The 20,599-nt window shown below is 48.1% G+C and carries 20 protein-coding genes and 1 tRNA gene; 13 read left to right on the forward strand and 8 right to left on the reverse strand.

Annotated features, from left to right (window positions below; genetic code table 11):
* Position 1 precedes the first annotated feature (1 nt).
* From prmC to rpmE, 3 genes are all read right to left on the reverse strand, one after another.
* Entirely contained in the window at positions 2 to 844 is an 843-nt protein-coding gene (gene prmC, locus AMD24_RS01070; protein WP_062100289.1) for a peptide chain release factor N(5)-glutamine methyltransferase, read from the reverse strand.
* Positions 845 to 1,936 carry a peptide chain release factor 1 gene (prfA, locus tag AMD24_RS01075; RefSeq protein ID WP_062100290.1) on the reverse strand — a complete coding sequence of 364 codons (1,092 nt, stop codon included), beginning with the start codon at positions 1,934 to 1,936 and terminating at the stop codon, positions 845 to 847.
* Between the two features lie 104 nt (positions 1,937 to 2,040).
* On the reverse strand, positions 2,041 to 2,280 hold the full coding sequence (gene rpmE / locus AMD24_RS01080) for a 50S ribosomal protein L31 (RefSeq protein WP_062100840.1): 240 nt from the start codon (positions 2,278 to 2,280) through the stop codon (positions 2,041 to 2,043).
* Between the two features lie 780 nt (positions 2,281 to 3,060).
* On the opposite strand from rpmE, the gene AMD24_RS01085 reads away from it, so the two are divergent.
* Positions 3,061 to 5,496 (forward strand): DNA topoisomerase III, encoded by a 2,436-nt coding sequence (locus AMD24_RS01085; protein WP_062100291.1) that lies wholly within the window; start codon positions 3,061 to 3,063, stop codon positions 5,494 to 5,496.
* A gap of 146 nt (positions 5,497 to 5,642) precedes the next feature.
* On the opposite strand, the gene AMD24_RS01090 is transcribed toward AMD24_RS01085, so the two are convergent.
* Positions 5,643 to 5,714, reverse strand: a tRNA-Cys gene (locus tag AMD24_RS01090).
* 130 nt (positions 5,715 to 5,844) lie between these two features.
* On the reverse strand, positions 5,845 to 6,441 hold the full coding sequence (locus AMD24_RS01095) for a riboflavin synthase (protein WP_062100292.1): 597 nt from the start codon (positions 6,439 to 6,441) through the stop codon (positions 5,845 to 5,847).
* A 620-nt stretch (positions 6,442 to 7,061) separates the two neighbouring features.
* Here AMD24_RS01095 and alr point away from each other — a divergent pair.
* Positions 7,062 to 8,204, forward strand: a complete 1,143-nt coding sequence (gene alr, locus AMD24_RS01100) for an alanine racemase (RefSeq protein WP_082382991.1) — start codon at positions 7,062 to 7,064, stop codon at positions 8,202 to 8,204.
* Between the two features lie 37 nt (positions 8,205 to 8,241).
* Positions 8,242 to 9,186, forward strand: coding sequence for a type I phosphomannose isomerase catalytic subunit (locus tag AMD24_RS01105; RefSeq protein WP_062100294.1), 945 nt, complete (start codon positions 8,242 to 8,244; stop codon positions 9,184 to 9,186).
* Positions 9,187 to 9,332: 146 nt separating this feature from the next.
* Here the strand turns inward: AMD24_RS01105 and AMD24_RS01110 are convergent, their stop codons facing one another.
* Complete coding sequence (locus AMD24_RS01110) at positions 9,333 to 10,811, reverse strand: nicotinate phosphoribosyltransferase (protein WP_062100295.1); 1,479 nt, start codon at positions 10,809 to 10,811, stop codon at positions 9,333 to 9,335.
* Between the two features lie 141 nt (positions 10,812 to 10,952).
* Complete coding sequence (locus AMD24_RS01115) at positions 10,953 to 11,480, reverse strand: phosphoribosyltransferase (RefSeq protein ID WP_062100296.1); 528 nt, start codon at positions 11,478 to 11,480, stop codon at positions 10,953 to 10,955.
* 213 nt (positions 11,481 to 11,693) lie between these two features.
* On the opposite strand from AMD24_RS01115, the gene AMD24_RS01120 reads away from it, so the two are divergent.
* On the forward strand, positions 11,694 to 13,208 hold the full coding sequence (locus AMD24_RS01120; protein WP_062100297.1) for a SurA N-terminal domain-containing protein: 1,515 nt from the start codon (positions 11,694 to 11,696) through the stop codon (positions 13,206 to 13,208).
* A gap of 410 nt (positions 13,209 to 13,618) precedes the next feature.
* Positions 13,619 to 15,157: a methionine--tRNA ligase gene (gene metG, locus AMD24_RS01130; protein WP_062100299.1), complete on the forward strand. Its 1,539-nt coding sequence runs from the start codon at positions 13,619 to 13,621 to the stop codon at positions 15,155 to 15,157.
* 6 nt (positions 15,158 to 15,163) lie between these two features.
* Here metG and AMD24_RS01135 read toward each other — a convergent pair whose 3' ends face one another.
* Entirely contained in the window at positions 15,164 to 15,469 is a 306-nt protein-coding gene (locus tag AMD24_RS01135; RefSeq protein WP_062100300.1) for an RNA recognition motif domain-containing protein, read from the reverse strand.
* Positions 15,470 to 15,750: 281 nt separating this feature from the next.
* Between AMD24_RS01135 and trmD the strand changes: the two genes are divergently transcribed.
* The 8 genes from trmD to AMD24_RS01175 all read left to right on the forward strand — a co-directional run bounded on the left by trmD (position 15,751) and on the right by AMD24_RS01175 (position 20,444).
* Positions 15,751 to 16,455 (forward strand): tRNA (guanosine(37)-N1)-methyltransferase TrmD, encoded by a 705-nt coding sequence (trmD, locus tag AMD24_RS01140; protein WP_062100301.1) that lies wholly within the window; start codon positions 15,751 to 15,753, stop codon positions 16,453 to 16,455.
* 181 nt (positions 16,456 to 16,636) lie between these two features.
* Complete coding sequence (locus AMD24_RS01145; protein ID WP_062100302.1) at positions 16,637 to 16,900, forward strand: hypothetical protein; 264 nt, start codon at positions 16,637 to 16,639, stop codon at positions 16,898 to 16,900.
* Positions 16,879 to 17,253, forward strand: a complete 375-nt coding sequence (locus AMD24_RS01150) for a tetratricopeptide repeat protein (RefSeq protein ID WP_148565163.1) — start codon at positions 16,879 to 16,881, stop codon at positions 17,251 to 17,253. The genes AMD24_RS01145 and AMD24_RS01150 overlap by 22 nt, the downstream gene beginning before the upstream one ends.
* 90 nt (positions 17,254 to 17,343) lie before the next feature.
* Positions 17,344 to 17,631 (forward strand): hypothetical protein, encoded by a 288-nt coding sequence (locus AMD24_RS01155; RefSeq protein WP_062100304.1) that lies wholly within the window; start codon positions 17,344 to 17,346, stop codon positions 17,629 to 17,631.
* Positions 17,632 to 17,686: 55 nt separating this feature from the next.
* Positions 17,687 to 17,944 (forward strand): hypothetical protein, encoded by a 258-nt coding sequence (locus AMD24_RS01160; protein WP_062100305.1) that lies wholly within the window; start codon positions 17,687 to 17,689, stop codon positions 17,942 to 17,944.
* A gap of 59 nt (positions 17,945 to 18,003) precedes the next feature.
* Positions 18,004 to 19,455, forward strand: a complete 1,452-nt coding sequence (locus tag AMD24_RS01165; RefSeq protein ID WP_082382993.1) for an FHA domain-containing protein — start codon at positions 18,004 to 18,006, stop codon at positions 19,453 to 19,455.
* A gap of 51 nt (positions 19,456 to 19,506) precedes the next feature.
* Positions 19,507 to 19,740, forward strand: a complete 234-nt coding sequence (locus AMD24_RS01170) for a hypothetical protein (RefSeq protein WP_148565164.1) — start codon at positions 19,507 to 19,509, stop codon at positions 19,738 to 19,740.
* A gap of 236 nt (positions 19,741 to 19,976) precedes the next feature.
* Positions 19,977 to 20,444 (forward strand): hypothetical protein, encoded by a 468-nt coding sequence (locus tag AMD24_RS01175; protein WP_062100308.1) that lies wholly within the window; start codon positions 19,977 to 19,979, stop codon positions 20,442 to 20,444.
* The last annotated feature ends 155 nt before the right edge of the window (positions 20,445 to 20,599 follow it).

A 20,599-nucleotide genomic window follows, 5' to 3' on the forward strand; every position in this document is an offset into this window, starting at 1 on the left:
ATTATTTTCTCGCAGAAACGAACCGTGGAAACTTGTTGTAGTCCCTATGAACATTAATTTCGCCGAACCCACTTTTTCTTAGGAAGGATATAGTGACTTCTTTTTGTCGGCTGCCGATTTCCAGCCAAAGCCATCCTCCTGGGTGGAGACAGGTTGCTGCAGCTTCGATTAAGCGCTCGATCGTAGCTATTCCTCTTGGACCTCCATCTAGGGCCTCTACAGGTTCATGTTGGACCTCCAGAGGAAGCGTAGCAATTTCTTCAGTTGGAATATATGGGAGATTAGCGAAAACTGCCTCATAACGACGAATTCTATGCATTGGGAGAAGGTCTACTTGTTGAAGTTGAACACGTTCTGCAAGACGGTGTTTTTCTAAATTTTCTGCAGCAAGCATTAAGGCGTTAGGGGAAATATCTGTGGCATCTACGGAGGCCCATGGCAACTCCATAGCCAAAGTTGCAGCAATAACTCCAGAACCGGTCCCAACATCCAAGAGGGCAATTGGCCTATCCAAGTAGAGAAGAGATGGAAGGGCCAATTCTACAAGAAGCTCTGTCTCCTGACGGGGAATCATGGCCCGGCAGTCACAGAAGAACTGACGTCCATAAAACTCCGAGGTGCCCAGGAGATACTGAAGAGGACAGTGTTCTGCTCGAGAATGCACTAGCTCCCACAGGAGCCTGCATTCTGCTTCCTTCATGTGCTGACTAAATTCCAGATAGAGCTCAAGGCGTTTTTTTCCGAGGATATAGGCAAGAAGATATTCTGCATTGAGCTGAGGATCTTCCACTCCGTACTTGGCCAAATAGCGCGAACTAGAGGTAAGCGTGTCCAAAATGGTCATCTAATTGTGGTGAAGAATTGGTCCAAAGCTCTGCTTAACTCTTTCCTCAAGGTCTCGATTCTGGAGTGCTTCAATAAGCTCATGAATTTCCCCTTCGATAAAGCGGTCGAGACTATAGAGAGTGAGGCCGATGCGATGGTCAGTGACGCGATTTTGAGGAAAGTTATAAGTGCGTATTTTTTCCCCACGACCTCCACTACCAATGAGGTTTTTACGATGGGCGGAGTACTTTTTTTCCTCTTCTCGCCGCTTTTCTTCCAGGAGGCGGCTACGGAGAATTTGGAGTGCTCGTTCCTTATTCTGTTGTTGGCTGCGGCCATCTTGACAGCGGACAATTTTTCCGGTAGGGACGTGGAGTACTTGGACGGCAGAATCGGTGGTGTTCACACCTTGTCCTCCAGGACCGCCTGCCCGGCAGACCTCAATGCGTAGGTCTTGAGGGAAAATATCAATGTCGATTTCTTGTGCCTCTGGAAGTACTGCTACTGTCGCTGTGGAAGTGTGGATGCGTCCTTGGGTTTCAGTGGCAGGCACACGCTGCACACGATGAACCCCACTTTCATAGCGCAATCGGCGAAAGACTACCTCACCTGACATTTTAAAGGTAACCTCCTTGAGGCCACCTAGTTCGCTCTCGCTGACGTCCATAGTTTCTGTCTTTAGCTCATTGGCTTCAGAGTATCGACAGTACATACGGTATAGGTCGGCAGCGAAAAGAGTAGCCTCTAACCCGCCGGTTCCAGCACGGATCTCTATGATGGCGTCACGGCCTTCACCAACAGCTGGTGGAAGAAGACCGATCCGGACTTCCCGTTCGAGGTATTCCTTGTCGGATTCTAATACAGCAATTTCAGCAAGCGCTAGTTCAGCTATTTCTCGATCAGTGCCATCCGCAAATTCCCGATCTTCTGCAATGCGCCTGCGGGTATCCAGCAAGGCTTTCCAGGTCTTTACAAGATGCTTAGTGCAGGCGTGTTCACGCAAAATCTGACGTGCGTAGGCAACATTACTGAAAAATCCCGACTTTCCCAATTCATGTTCCAATTCAGTAAGTCGGGAGATTTTTTTTTCAATTAGCTGGGAAAGATCCATTAATTAAGTGCAGCGCGCGGGTGGAGAAGCGCCACGCTGGAGAAGCTGAGGGGAGAGTTTTCCCTACACACCGCAGCAAAAGCTGCTTCAGAGATGGATTTGAGCTAAGCCGAAACCCTCTTAGGTCTAGCAGGGCGAGAAGTGTGCAGGCTGCCATAACGGCGAGCAAATCTTTCCACACGCCCCGCGGTGTCTACAAACCTCTGTTCTCCGGTAAAGAGTGGGTGACATGCAGCACAGATCCCAACTTTAACATTCCTCCTGGTGGAGCGGGTGCGATACACTGCTCCACAGGCGCAGGAAATTTCTGTCATTTCATATCCAGGGTGAGTATCTTTCTTCATAGCTGAAGGGGGAAGTCCATAGGCCAATTTGGGATATACGTCAAAGCAAATTGGACAATTAATCTGGAGTTCAGGTGCACTGCTCATTCCACTCATTCCAGTGGTAAGAGAGTGCCGTACCGTAAAATTGTACATATCGCCGCAGACAGTAGGTAGAAAACGGACCCCACATGGCTCCGCGCAGACTGCTGGACTTTCGTTTGAGGAAAGAGGTCTTTTTTCAACTTAGAATTGTCCCTCCAGCCAAAACACAGGTGTTCCAGGAGAACAGATTCACCAGATCAGGAATGGAACTTTTTGCAACCGGGAGGTCCTCCCTACTCCCTAGAACGGAGAAAGATTGGAGGATAAGAACAATCAGCAGAAATTGCTATAGAGGCCCGCAGGTAAGGGAGGTAGGCTTATAGGTCGTCGCGGTAAGGTTTATATTCCCTCCTAGGCAAAATTCCAGCTGCTGGCCTTTCCTTATTTGATGCTTTGGATAAACGGAAGGGTTTTCTAGAAGCAAGAAAGGAAACGTTAGTGGTTACTCCAGCCGAAGTCGCTGAGATTTGTGGTGGGAAAAACATACACAGATGAAACGCGCTTTACTGCCCTGCCTATTTCTGACACATTCCGGGGATGGGGTGCAAGGGGCCAGGCCGTGTCTGTCTCGGTGCTCCTCATGTAAAGCTTTCTATCTCTGGGTCTCTGTATGTCATGGTTCGTTGTTTTATCCATCGACGCCGACGCTTTTCCTTCGTTTCCACATATCATATTGACTGAAAGATCCTCCGATAAATGGGAAAGAGCCTCGTTATTGCAGAAAAACCCAGCGTTGCAACTAGCCTAGCACGTGTACTTGGGAAGTTATCTAAAAAAGGCGATTACTTTGAGAACGAGCAGTATGTGATTACATCTGCTATCGGCCATCTTGTTGAGCTTTGTTTACCAAATGAGACAGACAAAAAAAACAGGAAATGGGATTTTTCTAACCTTCCTATTATTCCCTCCAGCTTTGGGCTGAAGCCGATTAAAAAGACGGTAGGCCGTTTTCAACTAATTTGTAAATTACTTCATCGCCAAGACGTTGTAGAAGTTATCAATGCCTGTGATGCTGGACGTGAAGGGGAGCTCGTTTTTCGCTACCTCATGCGGCTTGCTAAAAATCACAAGCCAACTCGCAGACTTTGGCTACAATCCATGACCGGTGAGGCAATTCGTGCAGGATTCCAAAACTTACGGCGGGAAAAGGATGTCTTTCCGCTAGGAGAGGCAGCTATTTGCCGTTCTGAGGGCGATTGGCTAGTGGGCATTAACGGAACACGTGCAATGACAGTCTTTAACTCCGGATCTGGGAGGTTTCGACTTACACCAGTAGGGCGTGTACAAACACCTACGCTTAGCATTCTGGTAGAGCGAGAGGAAAAAATCCACTCCTTTACACCGCGTGCCTATTTTGAAATCCTGGCCAATTTCAGTTGTAAAGAGGAAGAATACTGGGGACGATGGTTCGATCCCCTCTTTCAAAGAGGCGGCGATGAAGACGATCGCGCAGAGAGACTGTGGGACAGAAAAAAGGCGGAGGCTATTCAGGCTAAGTGTCAAGGCGGACAAGGAATTGCAGTTGAGGAAAAAAAGGAATCTTCGCAAAGTGCTCCCCTACTCTATGATCTCACCTCCCTTCAAAAAGAAGCAAATATCCGCCATTCTCTTAGTGCGCGTAGAACGCTTCAAATTGTGCAGACACTTTACGAGCGCCATAAGGCTTTGACTTACCCAAGGACAGATTCTAGGTACTTGCCGGAAGACTATCTTCCAGTCGTACGTTCCGCTTTAGAGTCTATCAAGGAAGGAAAGTTACACGTTTATGCTAAAAAAGCGTTGGCCCAAGATTGGGTCAAACCAATTAAGCGTGTCTTTGATAATGCAAAAGTGACCGACCACCACGCTATTATCCCTACTGGGGTAACACCTAGAAATTTAGACGAGATGGAAACAAGAGTTTATGACATGATTAGACGTCGGTTGGTTGCAGCTTTTTATCCTGCTGCCCAGTTCCAATTAACTACTCGTACTACCACCGTGGAAGGGGAAAGTTTTCAGAGCGAAGGAAAAACCCCCATCGATTTGGGATGGCTTTCTGTCTATGGCAAACAGCTCCCTAGCCAGGAAGTGCTTGCGCCGATACATGCAGGAACGCTTTTAGCTACGAAAATGGAAGTGGTTGAACACCAAACCAAACCGCCAGCTCGTTATTCGGAAGCCACATTGCTCTCCGCCATGGAAGGCGCCGGAAAATTGCTTGAGGAAGAGGCATTACGAGAGGCCATGCATCAACGTGGTTTGGGAACTCCTGCTACACGAGCACAGATTATTGAAGGATTGGTGACTGATGGCTACGTAACGCGCCAGGGACGCAGGCTGATAGCTACTGCTAAAGGTATAATGCTGATGACCTTATTACGCGATATTGGAATCCAGGACCTATGTTTCCCAGAACTTACAGGAGAATGGGAGTATAAGCTCAAACGCATAGAAGCGGACCAATTTGATCGTGACGCCTTCATGGGGGAGATACGCCGATTTGCAGAAAAAATTGTGGAGAAGACGAGAAGATTTTTTGAACTTTCTTCGAAAAAAAACTGTCAAGATCTAGAAGCTCGATGCCCCAAATGCCACGCTACGAGTTTTTCGGAATCCTTTCACACTTACGAGTGCAAAAGCTGCGGGCTTTTGTTCTGGAAAAACGTTGCTGGAAGACAATTCACTCCTGAAGAAATCCGTGGCCTACTTGAAACAGGATCCATTGGTCCCCTGGAGGGATTTCGCAGCAAAAATGGGAATTCCTTCGTAGCTAAAATCAAGCTAGATAACGCCTTCAAGGTAAGTTTTGATTTTGGAGATTCCTATTCGGAAATGGAAAGAAAACAGGCAATCCTCTCCTCAACCTCTATCGTTGGTTCTTGCCCAGTTTGCCATGAGGGGAAGGTTTATGACACTGGATTTTCCTATTGCTGTAATAGGATGCTCGCAAAAGAGTGCACCCTAAACATCGGGAAGGTCATCCTGCAGAAGGAAATTCCACAAGATCAAATGATCAAAGTCCTACAGACCGGCAAGACCGACCTTATTTCTCAATTTGTCTCTAGGAAAGGCCGTCGTTTTTCTGCCTACCTCATCCTAAAAAATGGGAAAGTGAAGTTCGAGTTCCTGGAACGCCAGAGGGATGCCTAGACCCCCTTCAGGCTGTCGCTCGTCAAGCAAAGCCTTCTGTCTCAACGCTGAAGCACTAAGAAAGAAGCAGGGAACCAGAGACGTCCTTTTAGGACCCCGAGAAGATGTCGATAAGGCCCAGCTTTCTGCCACATACCTTAATTCAGAGGCGGGGGGCGGAATCGAACCGTCGTATAGGAGTTTTGCAGACTCCGGCCTTACCACTTGGCTACCCCGCCACTGCTAGTCTTAAATACCTAAGATACACTTCACTGCAAGCATAACTTTGGGTTTCCCCCTGGCAACAAGACTCCGTAGCCAACTTGTTTATTAACTTTTACCCTCTCCTGCGATCAGACAGCCAAGTAGTCAATAGATCCTCGTGGCTCGCATGCGTTCAACATATTTTGCTACCATGTCAAACTCTAAATTAATATGCATTCCCGCGCGTAGACTGCCCAAGTTGGTACATTTATGTGTGTAGGGGGTGATGCAGACTGCAAAAGACCGCTCTTTCAGCTTGGCTACCGTTAGACTCACCCCATTCACCGCTATAGATCCTTTGAAGATCAGGTAGTGAGCAGCTGCCAGAGGAATTTCTATCTCAGCCCAGAAATCTTGGCCAAGGTAACGGGAGGAAAGCACGCGTGCAGTACAGTCAATGTGTCCCTGCACAAGATGGCCGCCTAGCCGTCCATTTGCAAGAAGAGGAAGTTCGCAATTAATGTGATCCCCCACTTGCAAATCCCCGAGGTTGGTACGGAAAAGAGTTTCTTGAAGCAAGTGAAACTCTATCTGATTTTCAGAAATTGCTACTGCCGTCAGGCAACAGCCATTAACAGCAACGCTGCTCCCGATTGGGCAAGAAGCTGCTGTTTTTGGAGCGTAAGCACTCAAGAGGGAGGCCTCAGCTTGTTTTTCTAAACCTATCACCCGTCCTACTTCTTCGATAAGGCCTGTAAACATACATTATCCCTCCTGAGAGGAACAGACCATCCCCTCTACTGTTGGATGGTAGACACTTTGCTGGAATCTTGTTGCAATAGCCTAACAAAGACATTTTGGAGGCAAATAGCTAATACTGACATACCTCCTACAGCGGCAGGGCCGCAATTTCCAGTAAGAGGAGAGTTCTTAGGGATCAAAAAGAAAGAAGAAATTCGTTCACTATCACTATGGAAATGCCGGCAGAAACAATACTAAGCTGGAAAGATACTTCTAGGGTTATCGCCTTTTTGCATGCATTTCAAGCGCCATATAATGTCCCCACCCCACCCCCCCGAATGGGCCTAGGGAGGCCCATGGATGAATTTTTATGATAGGGGGATTAGAAGAGCGCAGGACCTCGCTTCTTCAAATAGGGGTACAATCCATCCTCTTGCCTTTCCTGCCTTCTCTGAAGCGGTCTCCGATTTTCCGCCAAGGGACACAGAATTTTGTTGTACAGCGAAAGATGATTGCAAGCACACCATAGGGCATGGCCTGTGCAGGGGCAAAAGGTAACTACTTAGGAATATCCTGGTGAATTTCCATCACAACGCTACTTATGCTTTTCCGACTCTCCCACTCGGAACTATGGTGAGGCGATGATGATAGACATTCATCCGAGGGCAGGAATGTTGCGCTGCTGGACAGAAATACAACTAGACTTATTGACGCTTAATCTAAGAGAACTACGTTCACAACTACCCTGCAAATGTGGTGTTATTAGTGTCTTAAAGGCAGACGCTTATGGCCACGGGTTAGTTGAAGTCGCCCTGGCTCTAAGAAGTGAGTCTACAGCTTTCGCTGTTGCCTGTCTTCCAGAGGCCATCAAACTTCAGACGGGCATTCCTGACCGTGATATCATCATCCTCGGGTCTACTCTTCCCGAAGAGCGTCAGCGAGTGGTAGAATGCGGGTTTATCGCTACTGTCTCAAGCGTGGAAGAAGTAGTAGGATATGCAAAATATGCTAGAGTGCGTCCCGCGCGTATCTGCATAAAAATCGATACTGGTATGGGGAGGATTGGGATTTGGAAAGAAGAGGCAGGACGCTGCCTACAAGCACTTGCACGGATTCCTGGGATATCGGTTCATTCCATTGCGACTCATCTTCCAGTTTGGGAAGAAGACCTGGTGTTTAGCTGGCAGCAGCTGCAATGGATGAGGAACTATAGTGCTTTTTTTCGAAAACTCTTTCCGGGAGCCTACTTACATGTGCTCAGTAGCACAGGAATTTTGGAATTTCCAAGCAGTGCATTCGATTTAGTGCGACCTGGGTTGGCTCTCTATGGAATTGCCATACCTCGTCAGCATCAACACCGCCTAAAACCTGTTCTCGCATGGAAAACTCGCGTGGTAAGTGTGCGACAAGTTGAAAAAGGACGCAGCGTCGGTTATGGGAGAACATACATCACTTCAAAGGTGTCGCGTCTGGCCACTCTAGCTGTAGGCTACGCCGATGGTTATCCCTATTCCCTCTCTGGAAGTTCTGCTTCCGTGTTAATCCGCGGGCGCCACTGTCCCGTAGTAGGACGCGTGACTATGGACTCCACGGTTGTGGATGTTTCTGAGCTACCTGACATCCACTACGGAGAGGAGGTAGTTTTAATTGGGAGAGATAGGGAGGAAGAAATCCTCGCTTCCGATATGGCAGGTTGGGCGAGTACTATTGCATGGGAGATCTTAACCCGTATACATCCTGGGAGGATGACACGTTTATTTCTCGGCAGTTCAACAATTCAGTAGGCAAAAAGACAGGTACCCTTGTGAATGGCGGTACTTCATGAACTCAGGAGAACCCTTAACCTTCAAGCCGCTTCCAGTAAAACGCATATGGGGAGGGAGGAAGCTTAATTCCTACGGCAAAACCATTCCCTATGGGATTTCTGTTGGAGAACTATGGGAGGTGGCAGATCGTAAAGAGGTCCAAAGTACAGTACGTTATGGTCTACTGAAAGGGAAAACACTCAATGCCCTTTGGAGGGGTTACAGAGAGGAGATTTTCGGAGCACATCTTGTGACTTCTTCTTCTCCTCGCTTTCCAATTCTTTGCAAACTACTAGATGTGCGGGAATGCCTTTCTGTGCAGGTGCATCCTCCAGAAAGGGTTGCTAAAGCACTGAATGGGGAACCTAAGGCTGAAGTTTGGTATTTTCTAGACACCACTCCTGGAGCGAAAATCTATGCAGGACTTAAAAATGGTATATCGAAACGGTCTTTCAAAGCGCTTTTGGCTACGGGGCGTATAGAAGAAGCCTTACATAAACTCCCCGTAGAGGCAGGGGATTCGCTTTTTATCCCCAGCGGGAGACTACACGCTATAGGGGAAGGAAATGTCATTGTAGAAATTCAGCAGAATAGCGACACGACCTTTCGGCTCCACGATTGGGACCGGCTTGGATTTGATGGTCGTCCGCGCCGTTTGCACATCCGAGAGTCACTTGCATCGATCAATTTCTCTGATTTCGAGCCCAGGCTGCAACCACCAGGCCAGGCTATTATCGCTAGTTGCCCATTCTTCCGGGTCGACTTTCTAGAGATTGCTCGCCCAACACAGGCTCACTACGAAAAAAAGTTTTCTATTTACGTAGTAGTCAGGGGGTGCATCTCCTGTGGAGGAAACAGCTTTACTACTGGTCAATTTTTCTTTGTGCCCGCCCAGGCTTTCGAGATATCCATTCTTCCCCTTGATAGGAAGTCCTGCGTCCTGAAAACTACTCTCCCATAAATGTTGGAAAATATGCTTGCAGCCACTACACATAAAACCAGCACAGCGCATAGGCTGCGTGGCGAGAGAATAAGTGTATTGGAGGGCCATTCTGTCTGCTCCCAACATTTCTTTTCTAGTCTCTCCAGGCACCGCCGAGTCGCTTTCTAAGGAGCTAGATGGTGATTGACTCCTCGCATGCTCGTAAACGAATCGGTTCTCTGTCGATGTAAGTTTAGTTCCATCCCAACTGGGTATTCATAGGGATCGAACGGTTGCTTGAGATCCGGGTGGAGACATTGGAGCTGCTCTCTGACACGCCGGCGGATTGCTTGAATTCCTACATCTTGGTAAACCTGCTTTCCCTTCCGAAAAATGGGAACTAATAAGTCACTTATGATAGCATTGACCGGCATTAGCCTAGTTCGAGTCGTATCCGTAGGGTCAACAATAATATGTTCGCTGGCCTTCAAGATCGTCTCGTCATAGATCATATCTCCAACAAACTCTCGACCCATCTGAAAACGGCGAACTTGGAGAATTCCCGGAATTGACATCTTTTCTAAGTGCTCCGAAATCTTAATACAAGGGCGCCAAGTTCCGTCCTGCTTCTTGATAGCTCCTAATTTATAAACACTCCCCAATGCAGGCTGATCATAACCAGAAACCAGTTTAGTCCCAATGCACCAAACATGGATAGGCACCCTCTGACGCTTCAGCCTGGCAATGATGTTTTCATCCAGTTCGTTACTGGCAATGATCGCCATGTCAGCACATCCTGCTTGGTCAAGAATTTTCTGCGCTTCCGTACTGAAGTAGGCGAGATCTCCCGAGTCCAGTCGAATCCCTACGGCAGCATGGCCTTGCTCCCGCAATCTCTGGGCCATCCATACCGCATTCCGCACCCCCTCTAGGGTATTGTAAGTATCAACCAAAAAAACACAATTATTGGGTATGGCCTCCGCATAAGCTTGGAAGGCCTCTCTTTCTGTCTCAAATGCCATAACCCAGCTGTGTGCCTGTGTCCCTTTGACGGGAATATCGTAGTGCATACCAGCAAGAACATTGGAAGTGGCTACACAGCCGCCAATATATGCAGCTCTAGTAGCCGCCATCCCGCCATTAATTCCCTGGGCATGGCGCAATCCAAATTCAATAACTGGATCTCCCTCAGCAGCTAAACAAATTCTAGCTGCTTTCGTAGCAATAAGGCTCTGGGAGGCAATAAGATTGAGCAACACTGTTTCCAAAATCTGAGCTTGGAGAATTGGACCACGGACACGGAGCACAGGCTCATGGGGAAATACAATAGTTCCCTCCGGAACGGCATCTACATCGCAGGAAAAATTCATCTTTCTCAAATAGTCTAAAAAATCCTTCTCAAAAAGAGGTCGCTTGTCATTACCAACAAGACTCTGTAGGTAACAGCATTGTGCACCATCTATAGAAAGATGGCGAAGATGGTCAACGGCATCAGCCAAACCACAGGCTACACTATAGTTCCCCCGGAATGGATTTCTACGAAAAGAGAGGTGAAAAACCGCTTCACGTTCATGTATACGATGCTTCCAGTACCCGTAGGCCATGGTAAGTTCGTAGAGGTCCGTTAGCAGCAAGGAATGACTTCCACATTCAACTCTCTTCATGTCTTGGTATGTTCACGTTGAACTGCCCGGGCCAGCAGACTTTGGACTTCTTCATCTGTTATTTGCCTAAAGTCCCTATAGAACTGACTGACACTATAGAATGGGCTGGGTGTGGCTGGGCAAATGACCTCGTCGGTCTCCTCATCTTGAAATGAAGAACAGGCCTCTGAGGAACCTACAGGGGCTGCCACAATACAACCACTTGCCTTCATAGTGAAGCCTAATTACTCGTATAGCTGCATGCATGGTTGTACCTGTAGCAAGGCCATCGTCAGTTAAAATGGCCTTCTTCCCCCTAAAAGGCATGGAGGATACAGAGGAAAGAATCTGGTGCTGTTTTTCACACCGTCTCAGTTCTCGCTCTGCGACCTTCTTTAAAAGTTCTGTTTGTGGAGCAAGTACAGAACTAATAGCTGGATTAAGGACATACACACCACCTGAAGCAACTGCTCCTATAGCAAGCTCTGGGTGTTCCGGCGCGCAGAGTTTGCGCACAAAGCAGACTGCTAGAGGGATGTTAAGGGCAAGAGCAACTTCGTAGGCCACCGGAACTCCACCCCTGAAAAGACCAAAAGTAACTACATCTGGTCGGTTTCTATACTGGCTGAGACACTGAGCAAGTATACAACCAGCCGCTCGGCGATTATGATAGGGAAGCTGAAGATACATTCTTTATGATACTAGCTGCAGCCAATTCCAGCTAGGAAGTATTTATTTGAATGGAGTAATAGTGCGAGTCCTGAGCTAAGGAGAATCTTTATTCAAGGTGCTAAAATAGGAGGTACTTTTACTGAAGGGACTCTGCTAAACACCTCTGCATCCATAGATAAATAGTGGATAGTATCATGCGCCCTTTTTCAATGTTTCTACCGACTCTACTGCGTGTTTAATATCTTTCGTAAAAGACAATGTATCCTTGTAATAAGTGTGTCCATTTCAGCTATTTTTGTTTGCGTCTTTTACTTTCATACCTATGCAAATTCTATCATTGATCCCGGGTTGAAGGTAGCTTCCATCTACGGTCGGGACATTACTCAAGCGGAGGTCAACCACCTCGCGGAAAATTATTCACTCGCTGTTATGCTTGGACTCTACGACTTCTTAGAAACGCTCGGAGGAAGCGGTCCAGTTGTGGATGAGTGGGCTGCTCTGAATGAATTTGTGCTTAATCAGCTTGTTATGCAGCACGAGAGTAAGGCGTTAGCAGTTACTGTTCTAGATCGTCAGATAGCCCAGGCCATTGCAAAATGTCCCCTCTTTCGACAGAGAGGGGGATTCAGCGTAGCTAAATATCGAGAGTTTATACAGAAGCGGCTAGCTATACGAGGGCTGAACGGACGTCTTCTAGAGAACTTGTTTCGCGATTCTTTACAAGCCGCTCGTGTTCGTCAGATTGTCTCTGGATCCGTCGCGATATCCGACCAAGAGGTCCTTAGGGCTTTTCGCGCTTATCAGAAGGAGGATCTCCAGATAATAAAGTTTAACCTTTCTAAGTATGCTGCTCAAGCCCACGTTACGGTTGATCAGATGTGGAAGCTCTACACAAAGGAATTGGGAAACTTAAGAACTCCAGAAACCCGCTCAGTGCGCTATGTGGTATTTAAAATGTCGGAGGAAAAGAGATTGCCAAGGGATAAGGCACGAATTAGCACCCTACAAGACGCAGCTGATCGAGCAGCTACCTTCATAGAAACCCTTGCTGGAGGAAAGGTTTCTTTCGAGAAGGCCGCCGAGCAAGCCAGCGTTCCCATAAACTTACTGCCTCCATTTAGTGATGGATTCAGTGATAGCAAGGTGTTCAAGGAACTAAAAAGAGAACTTCCAGGACTAGTATATGTTACCTCTCGTCTTACCAAGGAACACCCCTACAGTGATGCACTAGAGGGAATAGATAAAGATCGGTTTTACGTACTGGAATTGCTTTCTGTCCAGCCCTCTCGTCCCCTCACATTTGAAGAAGCACGACCTCGGCTACAAGAAATATTGTGTGTTCGAGCTGCATCTAGAATGCTCCATGAGGAAGGAAGAGCCGTCGCGGCTTCTATTGCAAAACAGCTGCAAGAAGGAAAGTCATTTAAAGAAGCCGCCGCCCTAGAAGGGGTGAAACCCCAGAAGATTTTGGGTGTAACCCCATTCTCTAGAGTATCTCCTGAGCATTCTCTCTATGCTGAAGTAGCACTTCTGCTTTCTCCTGGGGAAATAAGTGCCCTCCAGAAGTCCGACGACGGTGGGGCATACACGGTCTTTCTGACAAGGCGGGAGGCTATCCGACCGACAGAGTTTACAAAAAGGAAGACGAAACTAAAGGCACAACTGCTTAAGGTGAAGCAAACGCTTCTTTTCCTTGAATGGATGCGAAGTGCAAGAGAGGCGGCTAATGTTCGTACCACAAGCTAAAAGCATTACATCCGTCTTGCCACCTACGAATCTTTCCGTTGAAGCACCCCTTAAGGGTGATGTTTCTGTTAGCAAAGTAGAGAAATCTGAAACCTCCATACCTACGGGAGGAATGCCGACAATGTGCAAAAAAAGATGCAACTAGATTAATTTGACGTCTCAGCATGTTTCTGGCACCCTGGCCGGGAGTTTTTTGGAGTGTACGATGAAGAAGGATGGTTTGGCAGGTTGTTACCGTAGTATTGATCCGGAATGACCAGGATCCGCCCTCCTCAGTGGGGATCTGCCAAATTCTAAGAGCTGGAACCACAGGCATTGGGTTGTATATTCATTCTTGGATTGGGAGCAGAGACGTGGAGAGGTGGGTCCCACCTTTCTTTCTACCTTTATCAACGTGATGGGGCAAGGCAGTGAGTCCGAAACCATTTACTTTAACCGCTGCTATCGACTATGCTAACGCCGATCCCCACATTGGGCATGCATACGAAAAAATCCTTGCTGATGTAATCGCTCGCTTTCAACGTTTATGTGGCCGTGGTGTATTTTTTATGACGGGGGTGGATCAACATGGTCAAAAGGTCGAGCAGGCTGCCGCAAGACTGGGGATGGATACTCAGGGTTTTGTTGACTCTGTCGCTGCTAGGTTTCGCACGCTCTGGGAAACTCTGGGGGTTGCATACGATTGCTGGGCAGCAACCACCCACCCGTTGCACCAGCAAATAGTCTGCAAAGTCCTTCGACAGCTCTTTAGTGCTGGCGATCTCTATAAGTCTACCTATCGCGGTTTTTACAGCGTAAGACAGGAACAGTTCCTAACTGATAAAGATCGGGACGCAACTGGCAAATTTGGACCAGAGTGGGGGGAAATCATTTTCTTGGAAGAAGGAAATTGGTATTTCCGCCTTAGCAAGTACTTACCTTGGCTTTCGAAATTTATAGAAACCCACTCGGAATTTGTGATCCCGGCATTCCGCCGGACAGAAATTACCCATGCCATTCAGCACTGGAAACAGGATTTATGCATATCTAGGCCCCGCTCTCGTCTGTCATGGGGGATTGAACTTCCTTTTGATCAAGAATTCGTAACCTATGTTTGGTTTGATGCACTGATTAGCTACCTGAGTTTCACTGGCTATCTTTCTGAAGATCCTGTGGAGGAGGGGAGATTTCGGCAGCGCTGGCCCGCACTACACATTCTTGGAAAGGATATTATGATACCGGCGCATGCTGTTTACTGGCCTACTATGGTTCACGCCATGGGATTTTCTGATCAACAAATCCCTCAACTGCTCGTTCACGGTTGGTGGAATTTTGACGGAACCAAGGTAAGCAAAAGTACCGGGAACACGGTAGATCCCTTCATACTCGCATCTCGATATGGGCCAGCGGCACTGCGATACTATCTTATGCGGGATATTTCCACCGGCCGGGATGCTAACTTTAGTGAGGAGAGGCTAATTCTGCTCTGCAACACAGAGCTGGCAAACGGTTTGGGGAATCTTCTCAATAGAACGTTAAGTATGGTCAACCTCTACCTTGGAGGCTCCCTCCACCCCGGATTCTATTCCCATGACACAAACACCATACGTGAACAGAATAGACGCTCTACATCTGAGTACTTTCTTCGAATGCAATCCTTTGAGATTGACCGCGCAATTATGGCAATCATGGACATCGTATCCCGCTCTAACGCATTCATAGAGGCTAGCTCTCCCTGGGAGCTTTACAGGAAACCAAAGCAAAGAGCAAAACTAGCGGAGGTACTCGCAACCCTCCACGAGAGCATCCGGCTGGCGGCTAGCCTACTTGCACCCATCCTGCCGAAAGAGTCCGCCGCCATGCTCAACCAACTAGGGATCGAAGCCATTGACTTCTCCCATCCAGATCCCACTCTCCGCACATCGCTGGCAGTGAGCCCACCACAACCGGTCTTTCCAAAATTCCCCTAGGAAAGACTAAAAACGACGGGACTTGCTAAAACGTCTGGCATTCCCACCACCAGGCGGGCGATTTTCCAGAGGACGAGCTTCGTTGACGGTCAAGTTACGCCCATCCAGATCGGCACCATTAAGCCCATTGATAGCTGCCTCACCCTCACTTTGGGTAGACATCGTAACAAAACCAAACCCACGAGGCTGATTTGTATTGCGATCTTGCATAATTTTTACATCCGTCACTGTTCCGAACTTCTCAAAAGCTGCGCGCAGCTTGTCTTCTGATGTATCGTAGGAGAGGTTCCCCACATAGAGTCTCTTATTCATAAATTTTCAGGCGAAAGAAACAACTGACTGCCGCAAAGCCGTTCCCGGGAGTCGGGTTTCAAATCACCATCGAGACTAACTCACCTGACGATCCACCAAGCTGCTAACACACCAATCGGTTCCAACGGGAGCCAGTCTGCTCTGCGGCTGCGAAATTTGCAAGATAAACTTTTGACAAAAGGGGAGACAATAATTCGTTGTTTTGCAACAATTCCCTTGCCAAATCTACCCAATACTTCAACAAGCTATTCTCCCGTCGCTACCGGAACTGTGAGAGTCCTGTGAAAATCCAAATTCTAACACTCTTCCCGGATGTATGTGAGGGGATGCTTTCCCAAAGCATTCTAGGGCGTGCGAGAAAGCGTGGGTCGATAGAAATTCAAGCCTTAGATCTGAGGCAGTGGGCTGTTGGCAAACACCGTGTTACAGATGAAGCACCCTATGGTGGAGGCCCGGGGATGGTAATGAAGATAGAACCCTACGCTAGTGCTCTGGCTGATTTATGTAGTCCTCATACTCGTACGGTGTTGATGTCTGCTCAGGGACGGCGTTTTCAGCATACCATTGCCTATGAGTATTCTTTGGAAAAGGAGGTTATTTTATTGTGTGGTCACTATGAGGGAGTCGACCAACGTGTTGCCGACCACCTAGTAGACGACGCAATTTCGATAGGAGACTATGTTCTGACCAGCGGTATTCTCCCAGCATTGGTGTTTGTGGACGCAGTAGCCCGGCTGATCCCAGGTGTATTAGGAAATACGGATTCTACCGGCCAAGAGTCCTTCATTACCGGGCTTTTAGATCACCCTAGCTATACAAGGCCGGAAACGTTTCAAGGATGGAAGGTGCCCTCTATCCTACTCTCAGGCAATCACGCTGAAATTCAGAAGTGGCGTGCTGTTGCTGCTTTGGAATTAACGAAACAGAGGAGACCTGATCTGCTGGGCTTCCATCTCGCACAAGAGGGGGGATATCCCCACGGGTGAGAATGTGCGCAAAAAGGGGTGCCGAGCAGACAACGAAGACGCGTCCTGCAATGTTTTCTGCAGAAAGCGGCTTGGGCTGGGCCTTCTTTGGATTTTCTCACTGGACAAAGAGACGTTTAATGCTATCATTCCGGCGTGGCTTTGACTTTGCGGTGTGTCGACCACATGTTGTTGTATTGATATGAATGGAGCACCTCTACAGCGCTTGGACTATCCCTCGGTAGGGCTCAATCCGGCGGAAGTTATCAATGCCGTTGGTCCACAGGCAAGGGGGTATTATTCAACTATTATGCAAATGTTGCCTGCCCTGGATACTGCTAACGCAGGGGTGTTGGCAAAGTTCAACGTTTACTGGGCGATGTACAGCGCTACCATTCAGTTTATGTCTCAGTTCACTGTGGCAAACCAGGCCTTGTGGAAGGAATGCATCCAAAACATTCGTTGAGTGGCTCCACAGTACTCACTCCAAAAGGCGAGCAGTGGGAGGTAGGTCCGATTCCGGCTGCGTTACGACGCTTGTTGATGGAAATTAGCCTGATGGGATTGGGTTGTGGGTTGCGCGTAGAAGCTTTTCAGCTCCTTCAGTTGCTTCGTGCCGTGGAGCCGGATGCGGCCTACCCGTTACTTGGATTATCTCAGTTTTATATGCTCAATAATGAAATGGAAAAAGCTAGAGAGCTTCTGTCGGAATTGGCGCTTCGCCAAGATCTTCTGGGCACGCCACTTCTAAAGATGGTACAGGCGCTCCAAACTTCAGGAGCCCAAATTTTGCGAACCTGTCCAGTAGAGACTGTTTAACCGGCTAGGTTTGGCGAAGATACACACCTAGTGTAAGCTGGGTGGTTATTGAATCCGTGGTGCAAGCGGCCAGCCTCGTTCTAAAAAGAGATGTCTTCTTCCATTTTTCACTCCGTACTTGCAACCGGAAGATGGGTTCTTAGGTCAGAGGGAATCCCTCCCCAGAAGCTGTCAGAAGCTGTCATCCGTCAGAAGTTGGTTAACGAGGGCAAACTTGGTGAGACTCAATCCCTAGAGGAATATTTTTCCAACATACCAGAAGGGGAGATAATCAGAGACCTCCAGCAGAGCATCCTTAGGCACTTGCAGGACCAGATACGAGTGGAAATACAAGAAAGGGAAAAGGAAATTGCAGAATTGAGGAAGGAGAGAAAATGAAGTCGTTTCTATTATTTGCTGTACAATCCAGGGTCCTACTCGTGTAGGAAGATGCATGGCCATTTCCCTTTTGCCCATATCTGGGAAAGAAGCAGTGGGATCTATGTTCTTCCCAGAGGGCTATCAAAGAAGTATCGATCACGATGAGCAAAAGAGGGTTCTTGATCAGATTCTAGATGGAGAATTGACAGCGGAGAGGCTAGTTGAGATAGAGCAGCGGTGGGGACTGCATGCCTACCAATGGAGTCTCGTGTCTGCGCTTTCTGGAAAACTTGCAGCTGGGGTGCAAACCCTTTTTAGTAACCAGGTTTAGATTACACACGTCTCCCAAATCGGCCTGGGAAAATGCGATGGGAGTTAATTTAGGTAAAGATGCCTAGGGTAAGCCCCGAAGGGTTTGAAGTAGGTGCAGGTCGGTTTGTCGTGAGAGTACTAAACGGCCCTCACGAGGGTGCTGAAATGGAAATTCCGAGGGATGGAGTTACCATCGGAAGTGGTGAAGAATGTGATTTGATTCTGTTTGACACTCAAGTAGTTCCCAGACACGCTCAGCTTACTCTCGGGGGGCAGAGGGTGGTTTTGTGCCCGCTGCAAGGGGCAGTCTGGTTGGATATGGTCTCTATCAAAGACAAGGTGGAGCTACTCGACGGTGCCAAGCAGATAATTACCGTAGGGAACACGCATTTGGCAGTAGGATCTCTCCTGCCAGGAGAGGGAGAGGCGTGGTGGCCTGCTGCTGGCTTAAGCGGTGGACTTCCTTCCGGGGAGGAGAGCGCTTCTAGCATGGTGGTCCAAACGGCCTTTCCAACAGAAAAGAGTAGGAGGCGTAACGCTTTGTTGTTCATTGCTGTGGTAGGTGCACTGCTCATTTTCACTACCTTGGAAATGTCGAAGCATCTAGGAAGAGAAAAAGTGGCAAGGGTGCAAGAAATGGACAGGCCTGTTTTTTTAGGAACAGTTACTCCTAAATCAATGCCGGGGCACTCAGGCTCAGTGGTTGTCCCTCACCTTCCCATTCCCAAGCCTATTGATCCAAGCTTGTTCCCCCTGGAGGCCAAAGTAGCGACTCAGCTCTCTAATGAAGGGGTGGTCTTTTCGTGGAAAATACAGGGCAGCAAGCCACAACTTAGGATATGGGCCAGGGGGGGGGCTGAAAGTGCTGTTGCACGCAGAATTATAAGTAGATTTTCACCCCCCTTGCATTATCACATTTTCGATCTTTCCCAAGTAGAGGCCTCAGCAGCTATGCTGGCGCAACTTTCCGGACTATCTCTCCGAGTACGCATAGAGCCAGAAGGGGTCGCCTTCTGGAGTGGTTATCTACAGCATGAAAAAATGTGGCACGACTTCTTCCTACATATCGTTCGTGAGTTACCCCTTATCCAAAACCACCGCTGTAAGATTGTCTTCGGAAACCAGTTAGTTAAGATTCTGCAGAAAGAGTTACGCCAACATGGACTGAAAGTGCAACCTGTTGCATCCACAGGCAGTGTGCTCCTGGTCGGAAGCTTACCAAAAGAACAAAAGGAGGAATGGGACTCTTGGATGACCAAAGCATATGAAAGATATGCTTCACGGGTCTCTCTTATTGATAGAGTAAATAGTAGTATCGTGGCGGGAGTTGCCTCTAAGGATTTTTTTCCATCACGTATTGTAGGGGTTGCTGGCGCAGAAGGACCATGGGTTACTCTTGCGGATGGGTCAAAGTTCTTCCAAGGTGCTAAGCTGAAAGATGGACATGTTTTGGAAGAGATTACCTCTAGTATGCTTCTGTTGAGTGGTCCAGAAGGTGCATTAGAGCTCCATCTTTCTACGTTGGACTAGGATTATTTATGCCGTGGTGCCTTGTTGTCTCCCGTAGAGGATGGAACTAGAATGGAATCTACCTCCGAGCCAGTTTTTATCTTTTTTACAGAACTTGCCATCCGTATTCATGGGGATCGCACAGATTCTGAGCGCAAGAGGGTGATTCATTTGCTAGAGCGTTGGCGTCGGGAACAGGCTGAGGAGGCTACGTCCAGTCTATCCCAGAGCCGACCCATAGTGCAGGCGATCGATTTAGCTATAGAAATTACCAGGAATGCCTTCATCCCACCCTGGGAACGTTGACGAGTAAGGTAGCAATTAGAGCACAGTAGCAAGTTTGCATACTTTTATTCCCTCATTCCCCATCAGGGGAGTGTGCAGCGCTCGTATGGTCTGCAGGTTGTTTTGCATGTTGAAAAAGAACTGCACTTGCCAATTTTCCTGCAGCCGGTGCATTCGGTGCATTGGTAGATTCTGATACATCGCTTGTCAATAAGCGTGCAAGCTCTGACATTGTCTGACATTGGAATATACAAGAAGTGACGCATAGCCTCACATATGGGACAGTGGGTGCTGTGAACATCGTATCCTCTCAAAGTGGAGACTTCAGACTTCTTGCGTTAGTACTCGAGATACTCGGAGTCAAGGAACTGGATAGAAGTGTACCCCTCCCGGTTGATCTCATAGTAGATGGACACTTACCGGTCCAGGTGTGCCGACACAAGCGCCAATGGTTTGTTAGCGGGACAATCGCTACGGAGATCTCTAGCTGTGAGGGCAAAGCACTCTTTCACCTTGTAAACGAGGCTTCCAAGACATGGAACAGCCTAGTAGGTATTATGTCCTATGAAAAGGATAAAGATATGTTAGTTCTATGGACGCAGGTGTCATGCCTTGCGCACCGGAAGGACTTGGAATTAAGCATTAGTCTGTTTTTAAAAGACCTTAAATTTTGGCGTGCAGAGGCTGATGGAGCTGGTTGCACAGGGAGAGATAGTTTTCTGTGAGGAGACTTTGACTCTATTACGTTCACTGTTTAGATCCGCTCTGGTCTTAGCGAGCGCTGCGGGTACTGGAACGCCTACTACTTGGTCGGCATCCTCCTCCAGGTCCACTGGATCGGCACCGGCAGCCGAGATTCAGTCGTCTTCCGAATCTAACC

Source organism: Candidatus Xiphinematobacter sp. Idaho Grape, assembly GCF_001318295.1.
Taxonomy (GTDB): Bacteria; Verrucomicrobiota; Verrucomicrobiia; order Chthoniobacterales; family Xiphinematobacteraceae; genus Xiphinematobacter.

Excerpts from the sequence above, each read along its gene's own strand:
- prmC (WP_062100289.1), bottom strand. The coding sequence starts at position 844 with ATGACCATTTTGGACACGCTTACCTCTAGTTCGCGCTATTTGGCCAAG.
- alr (WP_082382991.1), top strand. The coding sequence starts at position 7,062 with ATGATGATAGACATTCATCCGAGGGCAGGAATGTTGCGCTGCTGGACA.
- AMD24_RS01150 (WP_148565163.1), top strand. The coding sequence starts at position 16,879 with ATGCATCCAAAACATTCGTTGAGTGGCTCCACAGTACTCACTCCAAAA.
- rpmE (WP_062100840.1), bottom strand. The coding sequence starts at position 2,280 with ATGAAGAAAGATACTCACCCTGGATATGAAATGACAGAAATTTCCTGC.
- AMD24_RS01105 (WP_062100294.1), top strand. The coding sequence starts at position 8,242 with ATGAACTCAGGAGAACCCTTAACCTTCAAGCCGCTTCCAGTAAAACGC.
- AMD24_RS01165 (WP_082382993.1), top strand. The coding sequence starts at position 18,004 with ATGCCTAGGGTAAGCCCCGAAGGGTTTGAAGTAGGTGCAGGTCGGTTT.
- AMD24_RS01110 (WP_062100295.1), bottom strand. The coding sequence starts at position 10,811 with ATGAAGAGAGTTGAATGTGGAAGTCATTCCTTGCTGCTAACGGACCTC.
- AMD24_RS01135 (WP_062100300.1), bottom strand. The coding sequence starts at position 15,469 with ATGAATAAGAGACTCTATGTGGGGAACCTCTCCTACGATACATCAGAA.
- AMD24_RS01155 (WP_062100304.1), top strand. The coding sequence starts at position 17,344 with ATGTCTTCTTCCATTTTTCACTCCGTACTTGCAACCGGAAGATGGGTT.
- AMD24_RS01085 (WP_062100291.1), top strand. The coding sequence starts at position 3,061 with ATGGGAAAGAGCCTCGTTATTGCAGAAAAACCCAGCGTTGCAACTAGC.
- AMD24_RS01160 (WP_062100305.1), top strand. The coding sequence starts at position 17,687 with ATGGCCATTTCCCTTTTGCCCATATCTGGGAAAGAAGCAGTGGGATCT.
- AMD24_RS01095 (WP_062100292.1), bottom strand. The coding sequence starts at position 6,441 with ATGTTTACAGGCCTTATCGAAGAAGTAGGACGGGTGATAGGTTTAGAA.
- AMD24_RS01145 (WP_062100302.1), top strand. The coding sequence starts at position 16,637 with ATGAATGGAGCACCTCTACAGCGCTTGGACTATCCCTCGGTAGGGCTC.
- AMD24_RS01115 (WP_062100296.1), bottom strand. The coding sequence starts at position 11,480 with ATGTATCTTCAGCTTCCCTATCATAATCGCCGAGCGGCTGGTTGTATA.
- prfA (WP_062100290.1), bottom strand. The coding sequence starts at position 1,936 with ATGGATCTTTCCCAGCTAATTGAAAAAAAAATCTCCCGACTTACTGAA.
- AMD24_RS01170 (WP_148565164.1), top strand. The coding sequence starts at position 19,507 with ATGGAATCTACCTCCGAGCCAGTTTTTATCTTTTTTACAGAACTTGCC.